This window comes from Planomonospora sp. ID67723, from assembly GCF_015711605.1.
In the GTDB taxonomy this organism is placed as follows: Bacteria; Actinomycetota; Actinomycetes; order Streptosporangiales; family Streptosporangiaceae; genus Planomonospora_A.
Window position 1 is genome coordinate 274,190 of sequence record NZ_JABTEZ010000002.1, and the last position, 19,352, is coordinate 293,541.

General features: G+C 73.6%; 15 protein-coding genes and 1 tRNA gene. 14 read left to right on the forward strand and 2 right to left on the reverse strand.

Annotated features, from left to right (window positions below; genetic code table 11):
* Positions 1 to 18 precede the first annotated feature (18 nt).
* The 14 genes from miaA to selB all read left to right on the forward strand — a co-directional run bounded on the left by miaA (position 19) and on the right by selB (position 17,724).
* Complete coding sequence (gene miaA, locus HS041_RS13930) at positions 19 to 924, forward strand: tRNA (adenosine(37)-N6)-dimethylallyltransferase MiaA (protein ID WP_307845285.1); 906 nt, start codon at positions 19 to 21, stop codon at positions 922 to 924.
* 228 nt (positions 925 to 1,152) lie between these two features.
* Complete coding sequence (dapF, locus tag HS041_RS13935) at positions 1,153 to 1,959, forward strand: diaminopimelate epimerase (protein WP_196441112.1); 807 nt, start codon at positions 1,153 to 1,155, stop codon at positions 1,957 to 1,959.
* A gap of 62 nt (positions 1,960 to 2,021) precedes the next feature.
* Complete coding sequence (locus HS041_RS13940) at positions 2,022 to 2,771, forward strand: SCO6745 family protein (RefSeq protein ID WP_230879060.1); 750 nt, start codon at positions 2,022 to 2,024, stop codon at positions 2,769 to 2,771.
* Positions 2,772 to 2,852: 81 nt separating this feature from the next.
* A complete protein-coding gene (locus tag HS041_RS13945) occupies positions 2,853 to 5,129 on the forward strand; it encodes a tetratricopeptide repeat protein (RefSeq protein ID WP_196441113.1) in 2,277 nt (758 codons plus the stop codon).
* 101 nt (positions 5,130 to 5,230) lie between these two features.
* Positions 5,231 to 5,989, forward strand: coding sequence for an SDR family NAD(P)-dependent oxidoreductase (locus HS041_RS13950; RefSeq protein ID WP_196441114.1), 759 nt, complete (start codon positions 5,231 to 5,233; stop codon positions 5,987 to 5,989).
* 89 nt (positions 5,990 to 6,078) lie between these two features.
* Complete coding sequence (locus tag HS041_RS13955) at positions 6,079 to 6,462, forward strand: phosphomannose isomerase type II C-terminal cupin domain (protein ID WP_196442481.1); 384 nt, start codon at positions 6,079 to 6,081, stop codon at positions 6,460 to 6,462.
* Between the two features lie 131 nt (positions 6,463 to 6,593).
* Positions 6,594 to 9,128: a GcvT family protein gene (locus tag HS041_RS13960; protein ID WP_196441115.1), complete on the forward strand. Its 2,535-nt coding sequence runs from the start codon at positions 6,594 to 6,596 to the stop codon at positions 9,126 to 9,128.
* Between the two features lie 118 nt (positions 9,129 to 9,246).
* On the forward strand, positions 9,247 to 10,458 hold the full coding sequence (locus tag HS041_RS13965; protein WP_196441116.1) for a sarcosine oxidase subunit beta family protein: 1,212 nt from the start codon (positions 9,247 to 9,249) through the stop codon (positions 10,456 to 10,458).
* 40 nt (positions 10,459 to 10,498) lie between these two features.
* Complete coding sequence (locus HS041_RS13970; protein WP_196441117.1) at positions 10,499 to 10,819, forward strand: sarcosine oxidase subunit delta; 321 nt, start codon at positions 10,499 to 10,501, stop codon at positions 10,817 to 10,819.
* Positions 10,816 to 14,079 (forward strand): 2Fe-2S iron-sulfur cluster-binding protein, encoded by a 3,264-nt coding sequence (locus tag HS041_RS13975; protein ID WP_196441118.1) that lies wholly within the window; start codon positions 10,816 to 10,818, stop codon positions 14,077 to 14,079. The genes HS041_RS13970 and HS041_RS13975 overlap by 4 nt, the downstream gene beginning before the upstream one ends.
* The gene (locus HS041_RS13980) at positions 14,049 to 14,930 is read left to right on the forward strand and encodes a 3-hydroxyacyl-CoA dehydrogenase family protein (protein WP_196441119.1); all 882 of its coding nucleotides are present in this window, start codon (positions 14,049 to 14,051) and stop codon (positions 14,928 to 14,930) included. Before HS041_RS13975 ends, HS041_RS13980 begins: the two co-directional genes overlap by 31 nt.
* Before the next feature lie 40 nt (positions 14,931 to 14,970).
* A complete protein-coding gene (locus tag HS041_RS13985; protein ID WP_307845287.1) occupies positions 14,971 to 15,669 on the forward strand; it encodes an HNH endonuclease family protein in 699 nt (232 codons plus the stop codon).
* Between the two features lie 83 nt (positions 15,670 to 15,752).
* Positions 15,753 to 15,847, forward strand: a tRNA-Sec gene (locus tag HS041_RS13990).
* A gap of 137 nt (positions 15,848 to 15,984) precedes the next feature.
* On the forward strand, positions 15,985 to 17,724 hold the full coding sequence (selB, locus tag HS041_RS13995) for a selenocysteine-specific translation elongation factor (RefSeq protein WP_196441120.1): 1,740 nt from the start codon (positions 15,985 to 15,987) through the stop codon (positions 17,722 to 17,724).
* Between the two features lie 9 nt (positions 17,725 to 17,733).
* Here selB and HS041_RS39280 read toward each other — a convergent pair whose 3' ends face one another.
* The gene (locus tag HS041_RS39280) at positions 17,734 to 18,969 is read right to left on the reverse strand and encodes a M28 family metallopeptidase (protein WP_196441121.1); all 1,236 of its coding nucleotides are present in this window, start codon (positions 18,967 to 18,969) and stop codon (positions 17,734 to 17,736) included.
* Positions 18,970 to 19,025: 56 nt separating this feature from the next.
* Entirely contained in the window at positions 19,026 to 19,343 is a 318-nt protein-coding gene (locus HS041_RS14005; RefSeq protein ID WP_196441122.1) for a hypothetical protein, read from the reverse strand.
* Between the last annotated feature and the right edge of the window lie 9 nt (positions 19,344 to 19,352).

The window sequence follows — 19,352 nt, forward strand, 5'->3', positions numbered from 1 at the left end:
GCTGAGAGACTTGTCGCCGTGCCTCAGCTACCTGTCATCGCCGTCGTCGGTCCCACGGCGGCCGGAAAGTCCGACCTGGCCGTCGACCTCGCCCTCGAACTCGGGGGAGAGGTGATCAACGCCGACTCCATGCAGCTCTACCGGGGAATGGACATCGGGACGGCGAAGCTCTCGATGGAGGAGCGGCGCGGGGTTCCCCACCACCTGATGGACGTCTGGGACGTGCGCCAGACGGCGAGCGTGGCGGAGTACCAGGCGCTGGTCCGGCCGCTGATGGACGACCTGACGGCCAGAGGGGTCGTGCCGGTCCTGGTGGGCGGGTCCGGGCTCTACGTGCGGGCCGCGCTCGACGACCTGGAATTCCCCGGCACCGACCCGGAGATCCGCGCGCGGCTGGAGGCCGAGCTGGAGCGGGTCGGACCGGCTCCGCTCCACGAGAGGCTCCGAGAGCGCGATCCGGAGGCGGCCGCGGCGATCCTGCCGGGCAACGGGCGCCGGATCGTGCGCGCGCTGGAGGTCATCGAGCTGTCCGGGCGCCCGTTCTCCGCCACGATGCCGTCCTACGACGCGGTCTACGACAGCGTGCAGCTCGGCGTCGAGGTGCCCCGGGACGTGCTGGACGAGCGGGTCGCGCTCCGGGTGGAGCGCATGTGGGAGGCCGGGCTGGTGGAGGAGGTGCGGAAGCTGGCCGGGGAGGGTCTGGCCGAGGGCCGTACGGCCAGCCGCGCGCTCGGCTACGCCCAGGTGCTGCGGTTCCTGTCCGGGGAGTGGAGCGAGGAGCAGGCCATGCAGGAGACGATCCGGGCGACCCGCAGGTTCGTCCGCCGCCAGGAGTCGTGGTTCCGCCGCGACCCCCGCGTGGTCTGGCTTCCCCAGCAGGCCCCCGACCTCCTGGAGCGGGCGCTCGCGACGGTGCGCCGGTGAACCGGGGCCCGTCTCGCAGATCATGAGTCCGGGCGGCGGAGCCGGATGCCGATCGCGACCGCGGCGGTTTCACGGGCCGCGACGTGTCAGCGTCGCAGTGGACACGCTGCAGTGGACACGGCGCAGTGGACACGGCGCAGTGGACACGGCGAGGACGTGACGGGGGCGGGAGCCGGTTGCGGCCCCCCGAGCCGCGACGCGCGGCGTCGCCGTCAATAGGCTGAGACCATGCATTTCGTAAAGGGTCACGGCACCGAGAACGACTTCGTCATCCTTCCCGACCCGGAGGGCGAGCTGGAGCTGCCGGGGGCGCTCGTGGCCGCCATCTGCGACCGCCGGGCCGGGATCGGCGGCGACGGCGTGCTCCACGTGGTGCGGACCAAGCTCAGCCCGGAGGTGGCCGGGCAGGCCGGCGAGGCCGAGTGGTTCATGGACTACCGCAACGCCGACGGCAGCGTGGCCGAGATGTGCGGCAACGGGGTCCGGGTCTTCGCCCGGTACCTGGTCGACGCCGGCCTGGCCGAGGCGGGGGAGTTCGGGGTGGCGACGCGGGGCGGGGTCAAGCGGGTGCGTCTGGCCGCGACCGGTGACGTGACGGTCGACATGGGCCCGCCGCGGGTGCTGGGCGAGAGCCGCGCCACCGTCTCCGGGCGCGAGTACGGCGGGCTCCGCGTCGACATGGGCAACCCGCATCTGGCATGCGTCATCGGCGACCCGGTGGCCGGGCTCGACCTGACCCGCCCGCCCGCCTTCGACCCGGCGGACTTCCCGCAGGGGGTCAACGTCGAGCTGCTGAACGCGGTCGGCCCGCGCAGGGTCGTGATGCGGGTCTTCGAGCGGGGCTCGGGTGAGACGCGGTCCTGCGGCACGGGCGCGGTCGCCTCGGCGGTGGCCGCCGCGCACCTGGCGGGGGAGTCCACCGGGAGCTGGGAGGTCGAGATCCTCGGCGGCACCGTCACCGTGACCCTCGACGAGCGGACCAGCTACCTCGCCGGTCCCGCGGTCCTCGTGGCGTCAGGGGAGATCACTCTTTAGCTTGCAGAGCATCATTCCGGTAGGAGATGCTGGGTTCCTTCGATAGACCGAGGAGGAACGGCATGGCTGACCCACAGGTGACGGCGGCGGCGGTCAAGGGGAAGATCGGGACGCTCGGCGGCGGGTTCATGATCTCGCGCGAGGTCAAGGCGGTGTGCGAGCAGACCGGCACGCCTCCACGGGCGATGTACTTCCGCGGCCGGTGCGGGGTGCTCGGAGAGGTGGACGCCGACGTGGTCATGGCGGCCACGGTCTTCTTCACCGCCGACGACGTCAGGGCGAACTGGGAGGCGGGCAAGAGCCTGCCGGTGGAGCGGGCGGTCGAGCTCTACGCGGGGGCCTGCCACGACTGGGGCCGCCGCAGGCTCGGAGACTTCGCCGGGGCCGCGCGCCTGGCCGAGCTGCTGGAGCCCGTGGTGCGGGACGCCTCCGCGCTCTGCGCCCCGCTCTTCGCCGGCTGGCGGGCGCTTCCGCTGCCCGATGACGCCCCCGCCCGGGTCACCCATCTGATGCACCTGGTCAGGGAGCTGCGCGGCGGTCTGCACGCGGTGGCCGTGCTGGCCGAGGGACTGACGCCGCTGGAGGCCATGGTGTTCAGCTCCCATGAGGGCAGCCCGCTGGGACTGGTCTCCGGGGAGGACATGGCGCGCTTCTTCGGCTGGCCGGAGCCGTACCCCGCGCCGGGGCCGGAGACGCTCGCCCGCCGGGCGCGGGCCGAGGAGCTCACCGACCGGATGATGGCGCCGTTCTTCTCCGCGCTGGGCGACGAGGAGTCCGCCGAGCTGGTGGAGCTGGTGGGCCGGGCGGGCTGAGGGAGGAGACCGGCCGGGCGGGTGGGGCGGGGGAGCCGGTTCGTTTGGGGCATCCCCCCCGACCTGGCAGACTGACGTTCCATGGACGTGGACATCTGGGCCTGGGTCGGCGACACCCAGCGGCAACTGCACGAAGCCGGCAACACCGGCCTGGCGATGGCGATCGGTGACGTGCCCGCTCAGGCGCTGGAGGGCCGGTACGCCCAGCTCGACGTGCTGGCGCCGGCCATCGCCCAGCAGGCGGAGAACCTGGAGCTGCCCTGGCTTGAGTTCTACGCCCGCTACTGGCACCTGATCGGCCGCATCGGCGACCGCGCCCAGGGCGTGGTCGCCCTCGACGACGCGCGCACCTTGGTGCAGTTCGCCCAGCGTGACGACGTCCGCGACTGCCCGGCCGCCCCCGGCGCCGTCCTGGCGCTGGCGATCGCCCAGGCCAACACCGACGGTTCCGGTTACGCGGCCGAGCGGCTGGAGTCCCTGGCCGCCGCCCAGGTGGGGTCCGGTTCGCCGGCGTTCTCCGCCTTCGCCGAGCAGTACGTCTGCGCGCTGGTGGACGCGGGCCGCGCAGACGAGGCCGTCGCGCACGCGGAGGCCGCGGTGGCGGAGCTGGCCGGGGCCGGTCGCGAGGCGAGCTGGGAGCTGGGGGCGGCCTCCGCCAGGGCCCTGCTCGCCGCGGGCCGCGCGCAGGACGCGCTCACCGCGCTCGACGCCGCGGCCGGGTTCGCACCCGCCGATCCGGTGGCCAAGGCGCGCCGCGAGGGCGTGCTGCGCGCGCTCGTGCTCGCCACCCTGGAGCGCGTGCCGGAGGCCGTGGAGGCCCTGCCCGACCTCGACGTGGTCGGTGACCACCCCCGTGACTGGGTGGAGTGGGCGCATGCCGTGCGCAGGCTCGCCGGCTCGGCGCAGATCACCAACAGCTGGCAGCTCGGCCGCGTCCTCAAGCAGTGGATCGACTACTTCGCCGTCATGGGCGCCTACGGCGCGCGGGTCGAGCTCGCCCTCGTCGCCGGTGACCTGGCCGTCGCCCGCAAGGGCGTCTGGCAGGCCCGCATGCTGGCCGACCTCGCCGAGTCCGCCGCCGCCGAGCTCAAGAAGCCCGACGAGGCCGCCGGCCGGATCGCCGCCCTGCGGGCCGCCGCCGACAAGGCGACCCCGCCGGAGGCCCCCGGGCCGCAGGACGAGCTGGTCGCCTACTTCGACGCCGCCGACGGCTTCAACGCCGACCCTGAGCGCTGGGTGGGCTGGCTGGCCCCGCTGTCCGGGCAGGACATCGAGGCCACCCGCCGCCATACCACCACGCTCGGTTTCCTCGGTTATCCGGCCAAGGGCGCCGACATCTACTGGACCATGCTGGTCGAGTCGGGCGCCATCGAGTCCGCCGACGAGCAGGACGTCTCCTACCTCACCGGCCTGCTGATCGAGGCCCGTCAGGACGAGCGGCTGGAGCAGATGGCCGAGCGGCTCCCCGCCGCCCAGCGTCACCTGGCCCTGGGCCGGCTGCACCGCGCCAGGGAGCGCTGGGAGCAGGCCGCGGCCGAGGGCGAGGCGGGCGTGGCCGCGGGCGCGGGCATCGAGGCGCGCCGCCTGTGGGCCACCGCCGTCCAGCAGGGCGGCGACAACGCCAAGGGCGCCGCGGTCCTCCGCGAGATCCTCGACACCGAGGAGATCGAGACCGAGGACGTCTGGCGGATGATCACAATGGCGACCGCCGCCGAGGACTGGGAGACCGTCCGCGCCGGCGCCGCGAAGATCGGCATGCCGCTGGAGTCCACCGAGGGCCCGATCGAGGAGGAGATGGGCCTGGTGCGCATCGTCCTGCCCGCCCCCGACGGCAGCCAGCGCGCGGTCATCAGCCTGCGCACCGGACCGGCGACGGCGCGCCTGGCCATCCCGCAGCCTCCCGGCATGGAGTACAACGCCGGCGACCTGGTCGTCTTCGACCCGGCGCTGCTGGAGCCCGTCCCGGAGAGCCCGGAGGAGCAGGAGAGCTTCATCCCGCCGTTCGCGGCGGTCAGCATGCTCCGCCCCGGCGGCTACACCAGCTGGTTCTTCGACGGCGCGGCGCCCAGCGAGGCCGACTGGACCGAGTTCAACGAGGTCATGGCCGAGCGCGGCTGGCCGATGTGGGTCTACAGCGACGAGAACTACAAGGTGACCCACCCGACCACCGGCGAGCCCCTGCCCGGCGTGTTCGGCTGGATCGCGATCCCGCCGGACGTCACCCCGGTCGAGCTGGACGCGGTGCTCGACGACGCCACCGAGCGCTGGGTGCACCCGCTGGCCTGGCTCGACCTGGCCAGGGCCGTCGACGTCGAGGTCGAGCGGCACGAGCGCATCAGCAAGGAGTACGGCCTCTAGAAACGGCGCCGCCGCCCGCCCGTGGGAGCCCTCTCGCGGGCGGGAGACCGTCCAGCTCTAGAATCTCATTCGGTATGTTCGCCGCATAGGGAGAGATCTGAATGCTGGACCGATTCCGGCTGGACGGCAGGGTCGCGATCGTCACCGGGGCCTCCTCCGGACTGGGCGTCGCGTTCGCGCGGGGCCTGGCGGAGGCGGGCGCCGACATCGTGATCGGCGCGCGCCGCAAGGACCGCCTGGAGGAGACCAGGGCCCTGGTCGAGGAGACCGGCCGCCGGTGCGTGGCGGTCGCCACCGACGTCACCAAGCCGGAGGACTGCCAGGCCCTGGTGGAGGCGGCGGTGGCCGAGCTGGGCGCCGTGGACGTCCTGATCAACAACGCGGGTGTCGGTACGGCGGTGCCCGCGCTGAAGGAGACGCCCGAGCAGTTCCGGCAGGTCGTGGAGATCAACCTGCACGGCACCTACTGGATGGCGCAGGCCTGCGCCAGGGTGATGCGGCCCGGCTCCTCGATCGTCAACATCGGCAGCATCCTGGGGGAGACCACGGCCGGGCTCCCGCAGGCCGCCTACAGCGCCTCCAAGGCCGGGGTCGTCGGACTCACCCGTGACCTGGCCCAGCAGTGGACCGCGCGGCGCGGGATCCGGGTCAACTGCCTGGAGCCGGGCTTCTTCGCCTCGGAGATGACCGAGCAGTACGCCGAGGGCTACATGGCCTGGCAACTGGAGAACCGGGTCCTGATGGGGCGCGCCGGGGACCCCGCCGAGCTGGTGGCCGCAGCCGTCTTCCTGGCGAGTGACGCCGCGTCCTACGTGACCGGTGCGGTGATCCCGGTCGACGGCGGGATCCTGATCACCTGAGTCAGTAAAACTGAGCTCAGGAGTTAATCGTCCGGTTGCAGGAATAATGCGCATCCGTCACGCGCACGTGCGAGAGTTTGTGTGACGTGATGGAGCAGATGGAGGGCATCTTGCTGGAAGTCGACCGGCTCGGCGCGGTTGTGCGCGACGAGCGTCCCTGGGGTGGGTTCGAGCGCTACACCCTCAACGAGCCGACCACGGTGAAGATCATCGAGGTCGCCCCCGGCCAGCGGCTCAGCCTGCAGCGGCACGAGCACCGCGACGAGCTCTGGGTGGCCCTGGACCCCGGGGCGGTCTTCGAGATCGACGGGATCCGGACGGAGCCCGCGGTCGGCGACCGGGTGCTCATCCGGGCGGGCCAGACCCACCGGCTCGGCTCCTCGGGGCCCGCCACCCGGATCCTGGAGATCGCTTTCGGCTACTTCGACGAGGACGACATCGAGCGCCTCGAAGACTCCTACGGGCGGGCCTGACCGGAAGCCGTCCCCGATCCGGCGCGACCAGGGATCGGCCGCGTCCGGCCGCCTCTTGTCCGGTCCTGATTCGCACCTTATGTTCGGTAAATATCCGGCGATTGGTGCGGTAGGGAACACCCGGAGGGTGCATGGCGGACCGGCCTCGTGTTGTGATCATCGGTGCCGGCATCGTGGGCTGCGCCCTGGCCGACGAGCTCACCTCGCGTGGCTGGAACGACGTCACGGTCCTGGAACAGGGGTCGCTCTTCGCCGCCGGCGGGTCCAGCTCCCACGCTCCCGGGCTGGTCTTCCAGACCAACGCGTCGAAGACGATGACGGAGTTCGCGGCCTACACGGTCGCGAAATACCGTGAGCTCTCGCTCGACGGCCGCCCCTGCTTCAGCCGGGTCGGCGGCCTGGAGGTCGCCACGACCCCCGAGCGCTGGCTCGACCTGCACCGCAAACACGGCTGGGCCACCTCCTGGGGCGTCGAGAGCGAGCTGGTCGGCCCGGCGCGGTGCGCCGAGCTCTGGCCGCTGCTCGACGCCTCGCTGGTCCACGGCGGCTTCCACGTCCCCTCCGACGGCCTGGCCGACGCGGTGCGCTGCGGCGAGGCCCAGGCCCGCCGGGCCGCCGGGCGCGGCGCGCGCTTCCTGCCCGGCCACCGGGTGGTGGCGGTGGAGCGGCGCGGAGGCCGGGTGACCGGGGTGACCGCCGAGGTGTCCGAGGGCGGTACGGCAGGCGGCGCCCCCACCGGGCGGGTGACGGTGCCCGCGGACGTCGTGGTCTGCGCGGCCGGGTTCTGGGGTCCGGCGGTCGGGGAGCTCGCGGGGCTGACCGTGCCGCTGCTGCCCCTGGCCCACCAGTACGCCCGATCCGGTCCGTTGCCCGCTCTCGCGGGGAGCCGCGGGGCGCGGGCCGTACGGGATCTCGCGAGAGACGGGAACGGGGCGGGGGAGGGGGCGGGGGCCGGCTGGCCCATCCTGCGCCATCAGGACCGCGACCTGTACTTCCGCCGGCACGGTGACAGGGTCGGCGTCGGCTCCTACGCCCACCGGCCGATGCCCGTCCGGCAGGACGAGATCGCGGCGCGCGCCACGACCATGCCCTCGGTCCAGGCCTTCACCTCCGCAGACTTCGAGCCGGCCTGGCGGGACGCGGCCGAGCTGATGCCCGTGCTGGGCGAGTCCAAGCCGGAGGAGGGCATCAACGGGATCTTCTCCTTCACCCCGGACGGTTTCCCGCTGATCGGCGAGGCGCCGGAGCTCGCCGGGTTCTGGGTGGCCGAGGCGGTCTGGGTGACCCACTCGGCCGGGGTGGCCAGGGCGCTGGCCGAGTGGCTCGTCGACGGCCGGTCCACGTTCGACCTGCACGAGTGCGAGCTGAACCGGTTCGAGGAGGTCCAGCTCGCACCCGCCTACGTCGCCGAGCGCGGCGGGCAGAACTTCGCCGAGGTCTACGACATCGTCCACCCCCTCCAGCCGATGGAGTCGCCCCGGCCGGTGCGGACCAGCCCGTTCCACCCCCGCCAGCGGGAGCTGGGCGCGTTCTTCCTGGAGGGCGCGGGCTGGGAGCGGCCGCACTGGTTCGAGGCCAACGCGGCGCTGCTGGACGACCTGGTACGGCACGAGCCCGGTGCCGGGACGATCGTCGGGGCGGAGGCTCGCGACACGTGGGCCTCGCGTTACTGGTCGCCGATCGCCGCGGCGGAGGCGTGGGCGACCCGCAACCGGGCGGCCCTGTACGACATGACGCCGCTGAAACGGATCGAGGTCGCCGGGCCGGGCGCCGCGGCGTTCCTGCAGCGCATGACCACCAACAACGTGGACAGGCCGCCCGGCGCGGTCGCCTACACGCTGCTGCTCGACGCCGGGGGCGGGATCAGGTCCGACCTGACCGTGGCCCGGCTGGGCGAGGAGCGGTTCCAGGTGGGGGCCAACGGCAACCTCGACCTCGCCTGGTTGCGACGGCACGCGCCGCCGGAGGGTGTGAGCGTGCGGGACGTCACCGCCGGGACCTGCTGCGTCGGCGTCTGGGGGCCGAGTGCGAGGGACCTCCTCCAGCCGCTCACCGATCTGGACCTGTCCAACGGCGCCTTTCCCTATTTCACCCTCAAGTCTGGATATGTCGGTCAGGTGCCCGTGACCATGATGCGCCTGTCGTACGTCGGCGAGCTGGGCTGGGAGGTCTACGCCACGGCCGACGTCGGAGCGCGGCTCTGGGACCTGCTCTGGGAGGCGGGCCGGGAGCACGGGCTGGCCGCGGCGGGCCGGGCCGCCTTCAACAGCCTGCGGCTGGAGAAGGGCTACCGGCTGTGGGGAGTGGACATGACCCCGGAGCACCGGCCGCAGGAGGCCGGACTCGGCTGGGCCGTACGGATGGGCAAGGACTTCGTCGGCAGGGGGGCGCTCGGCGGCCGGACGCTGCGCAGGCTGGTGCCGCTGCTCACCGAGCGGGTCGTCATGGGCAGGGAGCCGGTCTTCCACGAGGGGCGCGCGGCCGGTCACGTGACCAGCGCCGCCTACGGGCACACCCTCCGGCGGGCGATCGCCTACGCCTGGCTCCCGGCCGGCGCGGCGGTGCCCGGCACCGCCGTGGAGGTGGAGTACTTCGGGCGGCGGGTGCCCGCGGAGGTGGCCGCCGAACCGCTCTTCGACCCGGACATGTCCCGGATCAAACGGTAGGACGACGTGCGAGGGATCGAGTGACACGACCGTCATATCCGGATCGAGCGGCAGAAACGCCGTATCCACGATCGAGCGATGGGACCGCCATGGAACGGACCGACCGGCAGGACCGCCGGTGAGCGCCTCGAACCACCCGGACTTCCTCTGGCGCGACCCCGAGCCGAGGAGCTCCTACGACGTCGTGATCGTCGGCGGCGGCGGGCACGGCCTGGCCACCGCCTACTACCTGGCCAGGAACCACGGGATCACGAACGTCGCCGTGCTGGAGAAGGGCTGGCTGGCCGGGGGCAACATGGCCCGCAACACCACGATCATCCGGTCGAACTACCTGTGGGACGAGAGCGCCGCCATCTACGAGCACTCCCTGAAGCTGTGGGAGGGGCTCTCCGCCGAGCTGGACTACGACCTGATGTTCAGCCAGCGCGGCGTGCTCAACCTCGCCCACAGCGCGCACGACGTGCGCGAGGGACGGCGCCGGGCCAACGCCAACGTGCTCAACGGCGTCGACGCCGAGTGGCTGGACGCCGACGAGGTCCGCAAGTTCTGCCCGATCCTCGACACCGGCGGGCACACCCGCCACCCGGTGCTCGGCGCGACCCTCCAGCGCCGCGGCGGCATCGCCAAGCACGACCACGTCGCCTGGGGGTACGCGCGGGCGGCCGACGCGCTCGGGGTCGACCTGGTCCAGGGATGCGAGGTCACCGGGTTCGAGATCGCGGGCGGGCGGGTGCGGGCCGTGCTGACCTCGCGGGGGCGGATCGCCGCCGGGACCGTCGCGCTGGCCGCCGCCGGGCACACCAGCGTGCTGGCGGCCAGGGCCGGCGTCCGGCTGCCGCTGCAGTCGCACCCCCTGCAGGCGATGGTGTCGGAGCTGCTGGAGCCGGTGCTGGACTGCGTGGTCATGTCCGGCGCGGTGCACGTCTACGTCAGCCAGGCGCACAAGGGCGAGCTGGTCATGGGCGCGGGTATCGATTCGTACAACTCCTACGGCCAGCGCGGGGCCTTCCACATCGTGGAGGAGCAGATGGCCGCGGCGCTGGAGCTGTTCCCGATCTTCAGCCGGGTCCGGGTGGTGCGGACCTGGGCCGGGATCGTGGACGTCTCGCCGGACGCCTCGCCGATCATCGGGGCGACCCCGGTGGGGGGACTGATGATCAACGCGGGCTGGGGGACGGGAGGCTTCAAGGCGACCCCGGGCTCGGGCTGGGTCTACGCCGAGACGATCGCGCGCGGGAGACCGCACCCGCTGGCCGAGCCGTTCGCCCTCGAACGCTTCACCACCGGGGCGCTCGTCGACGAGCACGGCGCGGCGGCGGTGGCGCACTGATGCGGCGGAGCAGCGGGAGCGGCGTGGAGGTGACGGCCTGATGCAGTCGATCGAGTGCCCCTGGTGCGGCCCGCGCGACGAGATCGAGTTCCGGTACGGCGGGCAGGCCGGGATCGCCTATCCGCGCGACCCCGGGGCGCTGAGCGACGAGGAGTGGGCCGGGTACGTGTTCATGCGCGACAACCCCAGGGGCTGGTTCCACGAACGCTGGTTCCACGTCCACGGCTGCCGGACCTGGTTCTCGATCCGGCGGCACACCGTCACCCACGAGACCGGGCCCGTCCCGGATACCGGCCGGGAACCGGAGAGCGATCGGACAGGGCGGGGCCCGCTCGCCCGCGGGACCGGGGAGGCGAGATGAGGAGGGAGACCGGGGGCCGGATCGACCGCTCGCGGACGCTGCGCTTCTCCTTCGACGGCGAGGAGCTGACCGGGCACCCGGGTGACACGCTGGCCTCGGCGCTCCTGGGCTGCGGGGTCCGGATCGTCGGACGGAGCGTGGATCTCGGACGGCCGCGCGGGATCTTCACCGCCGGAGCCGAGGAGCCGAACGCGCTGCTGCGGGTGGGGGACGAGCCCATGGTCGCGGCGACGACTGTGGAGCTGCGGGACGGGATCGAGGCGTGGAGCCTGCAGGGCCGGGGCCGCCTCGACCCGGCCGCGCCGCCCGGCGAGGCCCGGCACGACAAGGCCCACCTCCACTGCGACGTCCTGGTGGCCGGCGCCGGCCCGGCCGGACTGGCGGCGGCGCTGGCGGCCGGTGAGGCGGGCGCCCGCGTCGTCCTGCTCGACGACCAGCCCGAGCCCGGCGGCGACCTGCTGGGCGGCCGGCTCCTCCTGGACGGAGCCCCGGCCCCGGAGTGGGTCTCCTCCGTCGCCGTCCGGCTCGCCGCCCTCCCCGAGGTGCGCGTGCTGCCCCGGACCACCGCCGTCGGATACCACGACCACAACTACGTCGTCGCCGTGGAGGAACGCGACGCCAACCGCGGGCGGGAGAGCGGCGGGCGGCGGCTGTGGCATCTCCGGGCGCGGCGGGTCGTGCTCGCCACCGGGGCGCACGAGCGTCCGGTCGCCTTCCCCGGCAACGACCGCCCCGGCGTCATGCTGGCCTCGGCCGCGCGGACCTACGCCAACCGGTACGGCGTGCTGCCCGGCCGCCGGGCGGTGGTGTTCACCTGCACCGACTCCGGACACGAGGCCGCGCGCGACCTGGCCGCCGCGGGGGTGGAGATCGTGGAGATCGTGGACCCGCGCCGGGACGGGGCCGTGATCACCGGGACGCTCGCGGACGCGGAGGGGATCCTGACCGGGGTGGCGATCGGCGACCGGACCGTCGGATGCGATCTGCTGGCGGTGTCGGGCGGGTGGAACCCGGCGGTCCACCTGTTCAGCCAGTCGCAGGGGCGGCTCCGCTTCGACGACGCGCTCCAGGCGTTCGTCCCCGACCGCTCCGCGCAGGCCGAACGGTCCGCCGGGGCGTGCCGGGGCGTGTACGGCACGGCCGCCGCCATCGCCGACGGGTTCGCCGCCGGGTCCTGGGCCGCCGGGTCCCGGGCCGCCGGGCAGGCCTTCCACGTCCCCGAGTGCGACGAGCCCGAGCCGCGGCCCCCCGCCGCGCTGTGGGCCGTCCCCGGCGCGGAGGCGTTCGTCGATCTCCAGCGGGACGTGACGGTGGCGGACGTCGAGAGGGCCACCGGGGCGGGGATGCGCTCGGTGGAGCACGTCAAGCGCTACACCACCGCCGGGACCGGCGCCGACCAGGGCAAGACCTCCGGGGCGACGGCCGTGGGGGTGGTGGCGGGGCTGCTCGGAGCGGCTCCCGGGCAGGTGGGGACGACCACGTTCCGCCCGCCGTACACGCCGGTGGCCTTCGGGGTGCTCGCCGGGCGGGAACGGGGCGCGCTCTCGGACCCGGTCCGGGTCACCGCCATGCACGGCCTGCACCTCGCGCGCGGCGCGGTCTTCGAGAACGTCGGGCAGTGGAAGCGCCCCCGTTACTTCCCGCTCGGCGGCGAGTCCATGGAGGAGGCGGTCGAGCGCGAGCGCCGCGCCGCGCGGACCGGGGTGGGCGCGATGGACGCCTCCACCCTCGGGAAGATCGAGGTCAGGGGGCGGGACGCGGGGGAGTTCCTCGACCGGGTCTACACGAACATGTTCTCCACGCTGCCGGTCGGCTCCTGCCGCTACGGCGTGATGTGCGGGGCCGACGGCATGGTCCTGGACGACGGGGTCACCACCCGCCTGGCACGGGACCGCTATCTGGCGACCACGACCACCGGCAACGCCGCCGCCGTGTTCGACCGGCTGGAGGAGTGGCGGCAGACCGAGTGGCCGCACCTGGACGTCTCGCTCACCTCGGTCACCGACCACTGGGCGGTCGTCGCGGTCGTCGGCCCCCGGGCCCGGCCGGTCGCCCGGGCGCTGGTCCCCGGCGTCGACTTCGACGACTTCCCCTTCATGACCTACCGGGAGAGCGGCCCGGCCCGGATCTTCCGGATCAGCTTCTCCGGGGAGCTGGCCTACGAGATCAACGTACCCCGCTGGTACGGCGCGGCACTGTGGGAGGCCGCGCTGGAACTGGGCGCGGTGCCGTACGGGACCGAGACCATGCACGTGCTCCGGGCCGAGAAGGGCTTCGCGATCGTCGGGCAGGAGACCGACGGGACCGTGACCCCGCAGGACCTCGGGATGTCGTGGATCGTCTCCACGCGCAAGCCCGACTTCATCGGCAAGCGGTCCCACGCCCGCCCCGACACCGCCCGCCCGGACCGCAGGCGACTCGTCGGCCTCGTCCCCGACGATCCCGCCGAGACCCTCACCGAGGGCGCGCAGCTCGTCGCGGCCCCCGGCGGCGGGCGGATGATCGGCCACGTCACCTCCGCCTACCCCGGCGTCGCGCTGGCCATGGCCGCGGGCGTCGCGATCGGTGACCGCCTCGTCGCCTTCGACGGCAGGCGGATTCCGGTGACCGTGGTCTCCCCCGTCTTCCACGACCCGGAGAACGCCCGCCGTGACGGCGATCCGCAGGATCCCTCCCCCCGCTCCGGAGCTCCGGCCGGCAGGCCCGGGACCGGCAGTGACGCCCTCCGGGAGATCCCGGAACCGGGGGACGCCGCGGACCCGGTGCCGGAATGGGCCCGCGGTGACCGCGCGGCGAGCCCGCTGGCGGAGTTCACCGGCCGGTTCGCCGCCGCGAGCTCCCCTGCGGTGACGATCCGGGAGCTCCCCTTCCTGCCGATGCGGGAGATCATGGGTGGGGAGGCGGGGGAGGGACTGCGGCTCGGGCCCGACTGGTGGCTGGCCGTGGGAGAGCCGCCGGCGGGCGGTGGACCCGGTGACCGGCCCGCGGGCGCGGACACCGGGACGGCGGGGACGGACGTGTCGGCGCAGCGGGCCGTCGTCGAGCTGTCCGGGCCGGGGGTCCGCGACGTGCTCATGACCGGCTGCCCGATCGACCTGCATCCGGAGGTCTTCACCACCGGCTCGCACACGCAGACCCTGCTGGCCCGCGCTCCGGTCGTGCTGCACCGGACCGGGCCGGACGCCTACCGCGTGCTCGTCCGGGCCTGTCTCGCGGGGTACCTTGCCGAATGGCTGCTGGACGCCTTGGAGGGACTGTGAACGTCGCGGTGATCGGCGGAGGCCGGATGGGGGCGGGGATCGCCCAGGTGTTCCTGGCCACGGGGGCGCATGTCACGGTCGCCGAGGCGGGCGAGCGCGCGTCGGCCGCCGCGCGCGAGCGGATCGCGCGCGGGCTGCGGGTCGCGGAGGAGAAGGGCGGCCTCGCGAGGAAGGACGGTCCCGGGGACGGCGGCTCCCCGGCCGAGGAGGCGCTGGCGCGGCTGGTGACCGGTCCGGTGCCCGCGGGCGCCGACCTGGTGGTGGAGGCGGTGCCGGAGGACGCGGCACTCAAGGTCCGGGTCCTGGCCGAGGCGGAGAAGGCCGCCGGACCGCACGCCGTGCTGGCCACCAACACCAGCTCGCTCTCCGTCGGGGAGCTCGCCGCGGGGCTGGAGCGTCCCGAGCGCTTCCTCGGGCTGCACTTCTTCAACCCGGTCCCGGTCCAGGAGCTCGTGGAGATCGTCACGGCCCCCGCGACCTCGGCGGAGACCCTCGCCCGGGCGAAGGAGTGGGTGGCCGGACTCGGCAAGACCGGAGTGGTGATCAGGGATTCGCCCGGGTTCGCCACCAGCCGCCTGGGTGTGCTGGTCGGGCTGGAGGCGATCCGCATGGTCGAGGAGGGCGTCGCCTCGGCCGAGGACATCGACCGGGCGATGGTGCTCGGCTACCGCTACCCGATGGGTCCGCTCCGCCTGGGCGACCTGGTCGGGCTGGACGTGCGGCTGGCCATCGCCGAGTACCTGTGCGAGCGGCTCGGTCCCCGCTTCGAGCCGCCGGAGCTCCTGCGCCGCAAGGTCGCAGCCGGTGAGCTGGGACGTAAAACCGGGCGCGGCTTTTACGACTGGGATTGATTGTTTGGGTAAATTCACCGTTTCCGGGTAGCCAAATATTGTGAGAGACGGCGTAAAGGCGCAGGTGGGGCGGGGACGAGGCGCGCTCGTCGCGGTGCTGGCGATCGTGCTGGCGGGCTGCGGCCCCGCGGGGAAGATATCCGACGAACCCGCGAGCGGCGAGCGCGGCGAACAGGGCAGGTCCGCCGCCGAGGCGCTCAAGGACCTGGAGAAGCTCCCGGTCAAGGGCCGCGGCCCGAAGACCGGCTTCGACCGGGACGAGTTCGGGCCCGCGTGGGCGGACGTCGACCACAACGGCTGCGACACCCGCAACGACATCCTCAAACGGGACCTGAAGGACGAGACCTTCAAGAAAGGCACCCACGACTGCATCGTGCTCACCGGGATCCTGGAGGATCCCTACGGCGGCAAGACCATCGAGTTCGAGCGCGGCGAGAAGACCAGCATGGAGGTGCAGATCGACCACGTGGTCGCGCTCTCCGACGCCTGGCAGAAGGGAGCCCGGCAGCTCAGCGCCGCCGAGCGCAGGGAACTGGCCAACGACCCGCTGAACCTCCTTGCGGTGGACGGCCCGCTGAACAGCCAGAAGAGCGACGCCGACGCGGCGACCTGGCTGCCGCCGCGCCGTGCCTACCGCTGCCCCTACGTCTCCCGCCAGATCTCAGTGAAGATCAAGTATGAGCTCTGGGTCACCGCCGCGGAGAAGGCCGCGATGGAGCGGGTGCTGAAGTCCTGCTGACGGTCCGGCCGCAGCGGGCGGGCAGCGCCGTACTGCGTGAGTCTGATGTGATCTATGGGAGATCATTGGCTATTGTCTCCTCCGGAGGCGTTTGGGTTCCTGGTGGTCCTCCTGGTCTTCAAAACCAGTGGCGCCGAGCACCTCGGCGCGGCGGGTTCGATTCCCGTCCGCCTCCGCAGACCAGCACCCGGGATGGATGGAAGTGGATCAACGTCGCGCTGTGACGCGCACCGACGTCCTGCTCACCGGCCGGCGGCTCGCTGCGGCACAGGAGCGCCTCGACCGTGATCCGGCCGAGGCCGCCGCGGAGCGCGCATGCGAGTGATCGCCACCGCCGGGCACGTCGATCACGGCAAGTCGACGCTGGTCCGGGCGCTCACGGGGATGGAGCCCGACCGCTGGGCGGAAGAACGCCGCCGCGGGATGACCATCGACCTCGGGTTCGCCTGGACCGCCCTGCCCTCCGGCGAGCGGGTCGCGTTCGTCGACGTCCCCGGGCACGAGCGGTTCGTCACCAACATGCTGGCCGGTGTCGGGTCCTGCCCGGCGGTGATGTTCGTGGTGGCGGCCGACGCGGGTTGGCAGGCCCAGTCCGCCGAGCACCTGGCGGCGCTGGACGCCCTGGGAGTACGGCACGGCCTGCTCGTCGTCACCCGCTCCGATCTCGCCGATCCGGCCGAGGCCCGCCGGCAGGCGTACGCCCGTCTGGCGGGCACGAGCCTGGCCGGCATCGACGCCGTCGCCGTGAGCGGGCTGACCGGAGACGGCCTGCCGGACCTGGCGGCCGCCCTTGACCGCGTCCTGTCCGCGCTCCCCGAGCCCGACCGGGAGGCGCCCGTCCGGCTGTGGATCGATCGCGTGTTCACCGTCGCCGGGGCGGGCACGGTCGTCACCGGGACGCTCGCTCAGGGCACTCTCGCCGTGGGCGACGAGCTGGTCGCGGGGGCCCAGCGCGTGCGGGTCCGGGGGCTGCAGACCCTCAACGAGCGGACCGATCGGGTGCACGCGACGGCGCGGGTCGCCGTCAACCTCCGGAGTACCGGCAGGAGCGCGCTCTCGCGCGGTGCGACCTTGCTGACGCCCGGCGCGTGGTCGGCCACGGACGTCGCCGACGTGCGCCTGGAACCGGCGGCGGCGCCGCAGGGCGATCTGGTCCTGCACATCGGGTCGGCGGCGATGCCGGCCCGGCTGCGCCCTCTGGGCTCCCCGGGTGACCTCGCCCGGATCTCCCTCGCCAGGCCGGTGCCGCTGCGTGTCGGCGATCGTGCGCTGCTGCGCGACCCCGGCCGTCGCTCGATCGTCGCCGGGGTCCGCGTCCTCGACGTCCGCCCGCCCCCGCTGCGCCGCCGGGGAGCCGCCGCGGCTCGGGCGGCGCAGCTCGCCGGGGTGGCCGCCCCCGCCGCGGCCGACCTCCTGCGCTGGCACGGACTGCTCACCGGGGCGGATCTGACCGCGATGGGCTGTCCGCCCGGCGGCCGTCCGGTGGCCGGAGACTGGTTCGCCGACCCCTCTCACTGGTCGGCGCTCCAGCGACGGCTCGCCGCGCTGGACCCCGGGCTCACGGTCGACGCCGCCGCGGCCCTGCTCGGTCTCCCCGACCGGAAACTCGCCGAGGCGCTCGTCGCGCCGCCGCTCACCGTCAGGAACGGGCGCATCCAGCCCATCGCCGCCGCACCGCCCCCCGCCGTGGCGGCGGTGGCCGCCGAACTGGCCGAGCGGCCCTTCCACGCCCCCTCCGCCGAGCGGCTGGCCGAACTCGGCCTGACCGGCAGGACTCTGGCGACGGTCACCCGGTCCGGACTGCTGCTGTCGATCGCCAAGAACGTCGTCCTGCTCCCGGAGGCTCCCGAGGCGGCCGCGGCCATACTTCGCCGGCTTCCCGGGCCGTTCACCGTCGGCGACGCCAGGGCGGCCCTGGGCACCAGCCGCCGCGTGGCCGTACCGCTTCTCGAATACCTCGACGCACGCGGCCTGACCCGGCGCATCGACAACGAACGGCGCGTCTGCCCGGAGTCTTCCCCGCCCGATCCCTCCGGGCCGGGCAAGCGCCCGTAGCCCGGCCGGTCAGGCCGATGCCCCCGCCACGGCCGCCACGTTCATGCGGACGATCTCAAGGGCGAGACCGAGGTCGATGTGGGCAAGGGTGTCGTCGGCGGTGTGGACGTTCTTGTTGCCGCCGTCGGCGCCCTCGATGGTGAGGACGGCCGGGATCGCGGCGTCGATGAACGGTACGTGATCGCTGTTGAACGGCTGGAGCGACTGCTGCACCGCCAGCCCGGTGTAGGTGCCCGCCGCCGCGGCCAGGTCGTCGATGAGCCCCTGGGAGAGTGCGGCGCCTTCGAGCAGCACGGTCGGCGTCGCCGTGTTGAGCGTCGCGATCATGTCCATGTTGACGACCGCGCGGATGCGGGCGGCTTCGGCGGGGTCCAGCCCCGCGACGTACCGCCTGCTGCCGAACAGGCCCTGCTCCTCGCCGCCGAAGAGGACCAGGCGCAGGTCGTGGCCGGCCTCGTGCCCGGCGAGCACGCGCGCGATCTCCAGCAGGCCCGCCGCGCCGCTGCCGTTGTCGTCGGCGCCGGGAGCCGGGGCCGACGGGCCGCCGCGCAGGTTGACCGAGTCCAGGTGCGCGGTGACCATGACGGTGCCGCGGGCGTGGCCCGGCGCCGTCCGTTCGGCGACGACGTTGTGGCTCCGCCCGGATCCGACGGCGATCGGGACCAGTTCCACGGTGTAGCCGAACTCCCGCAGCCGATCCCCGGCCGTGGTCGCCGCCGCGTGGAAGCGGTCGCTCAGCGAGTGGCGGGTGCCGAAACCCACCAGCTCCCCGAGGAAGCCCTGGTAGGAGTCCCCGGAAACCTGGTCCACCAGGGCCTGGATCCGCGGGACCGGCGCGCGGGCGGCCGGCGTCACGGTGCGGAAGACCACGGCGCCGGCGGGCACCGGCTGGATCCTGTAACAGGCGTCCTCACCGGACGGGATCCGCCCGAGCCGTCCCCGATCGACGCCGACCACGAGGTAGCGGCCCTTGTCGACCAGCACGGGGACGTCGGGATGCTCGTGCTGGAACACGCGCCCCACCTGGGTGACCAGGAACAGCTCCCCGTCCGGCCCCGGCGGGGGGCGGTCCTGCAGGACGAGCCCGTTCGAACGGGCCCGGCTGTGCGCGGACGCCCAGAGCTCGTCGTCCCCGGTCCAGTAGAGGACGGTGTCGTCGAGCCGGAGCCAGTCCAGCCCGGGCGACGCGATCCGCGCCGTGGCGGAGTCCGGGTCCGCCGGCACCTTCACGATGCCCGCCCTCACGGCTCTCGCCTTGACAGTGCCTTGCCTCATCGGACCCCCGTGGTCGTTCGCCGACGTCATTTCGCGATCCTGAGCACGCCGTCCGCGCAGGAGATCACGGAGATCTCGATCGGCGCGCCGTCTTCTTCGGGGAAAGCGACCCGGATGCGGTCGCCCCCCTCGCTCCGCCAGCGGCCGGTCACCTCCCGCGGCCGGTCGTCCGGGCCGGGACGCAGCTCCAGGAACGTCCCCCCGGCCCGGAACTCCAGCCCTCGCCGCGGTCGCCGCGAGGGGCGGAAAGGATGGTCCCGGGGCCGGTACACCGCCGTGGTCTCGGTGTCCTCCTCGTAGGAGTGCAGCCAGACGCCCACGACGTCCGGAACCGTACCGCTCATGGACAGGCC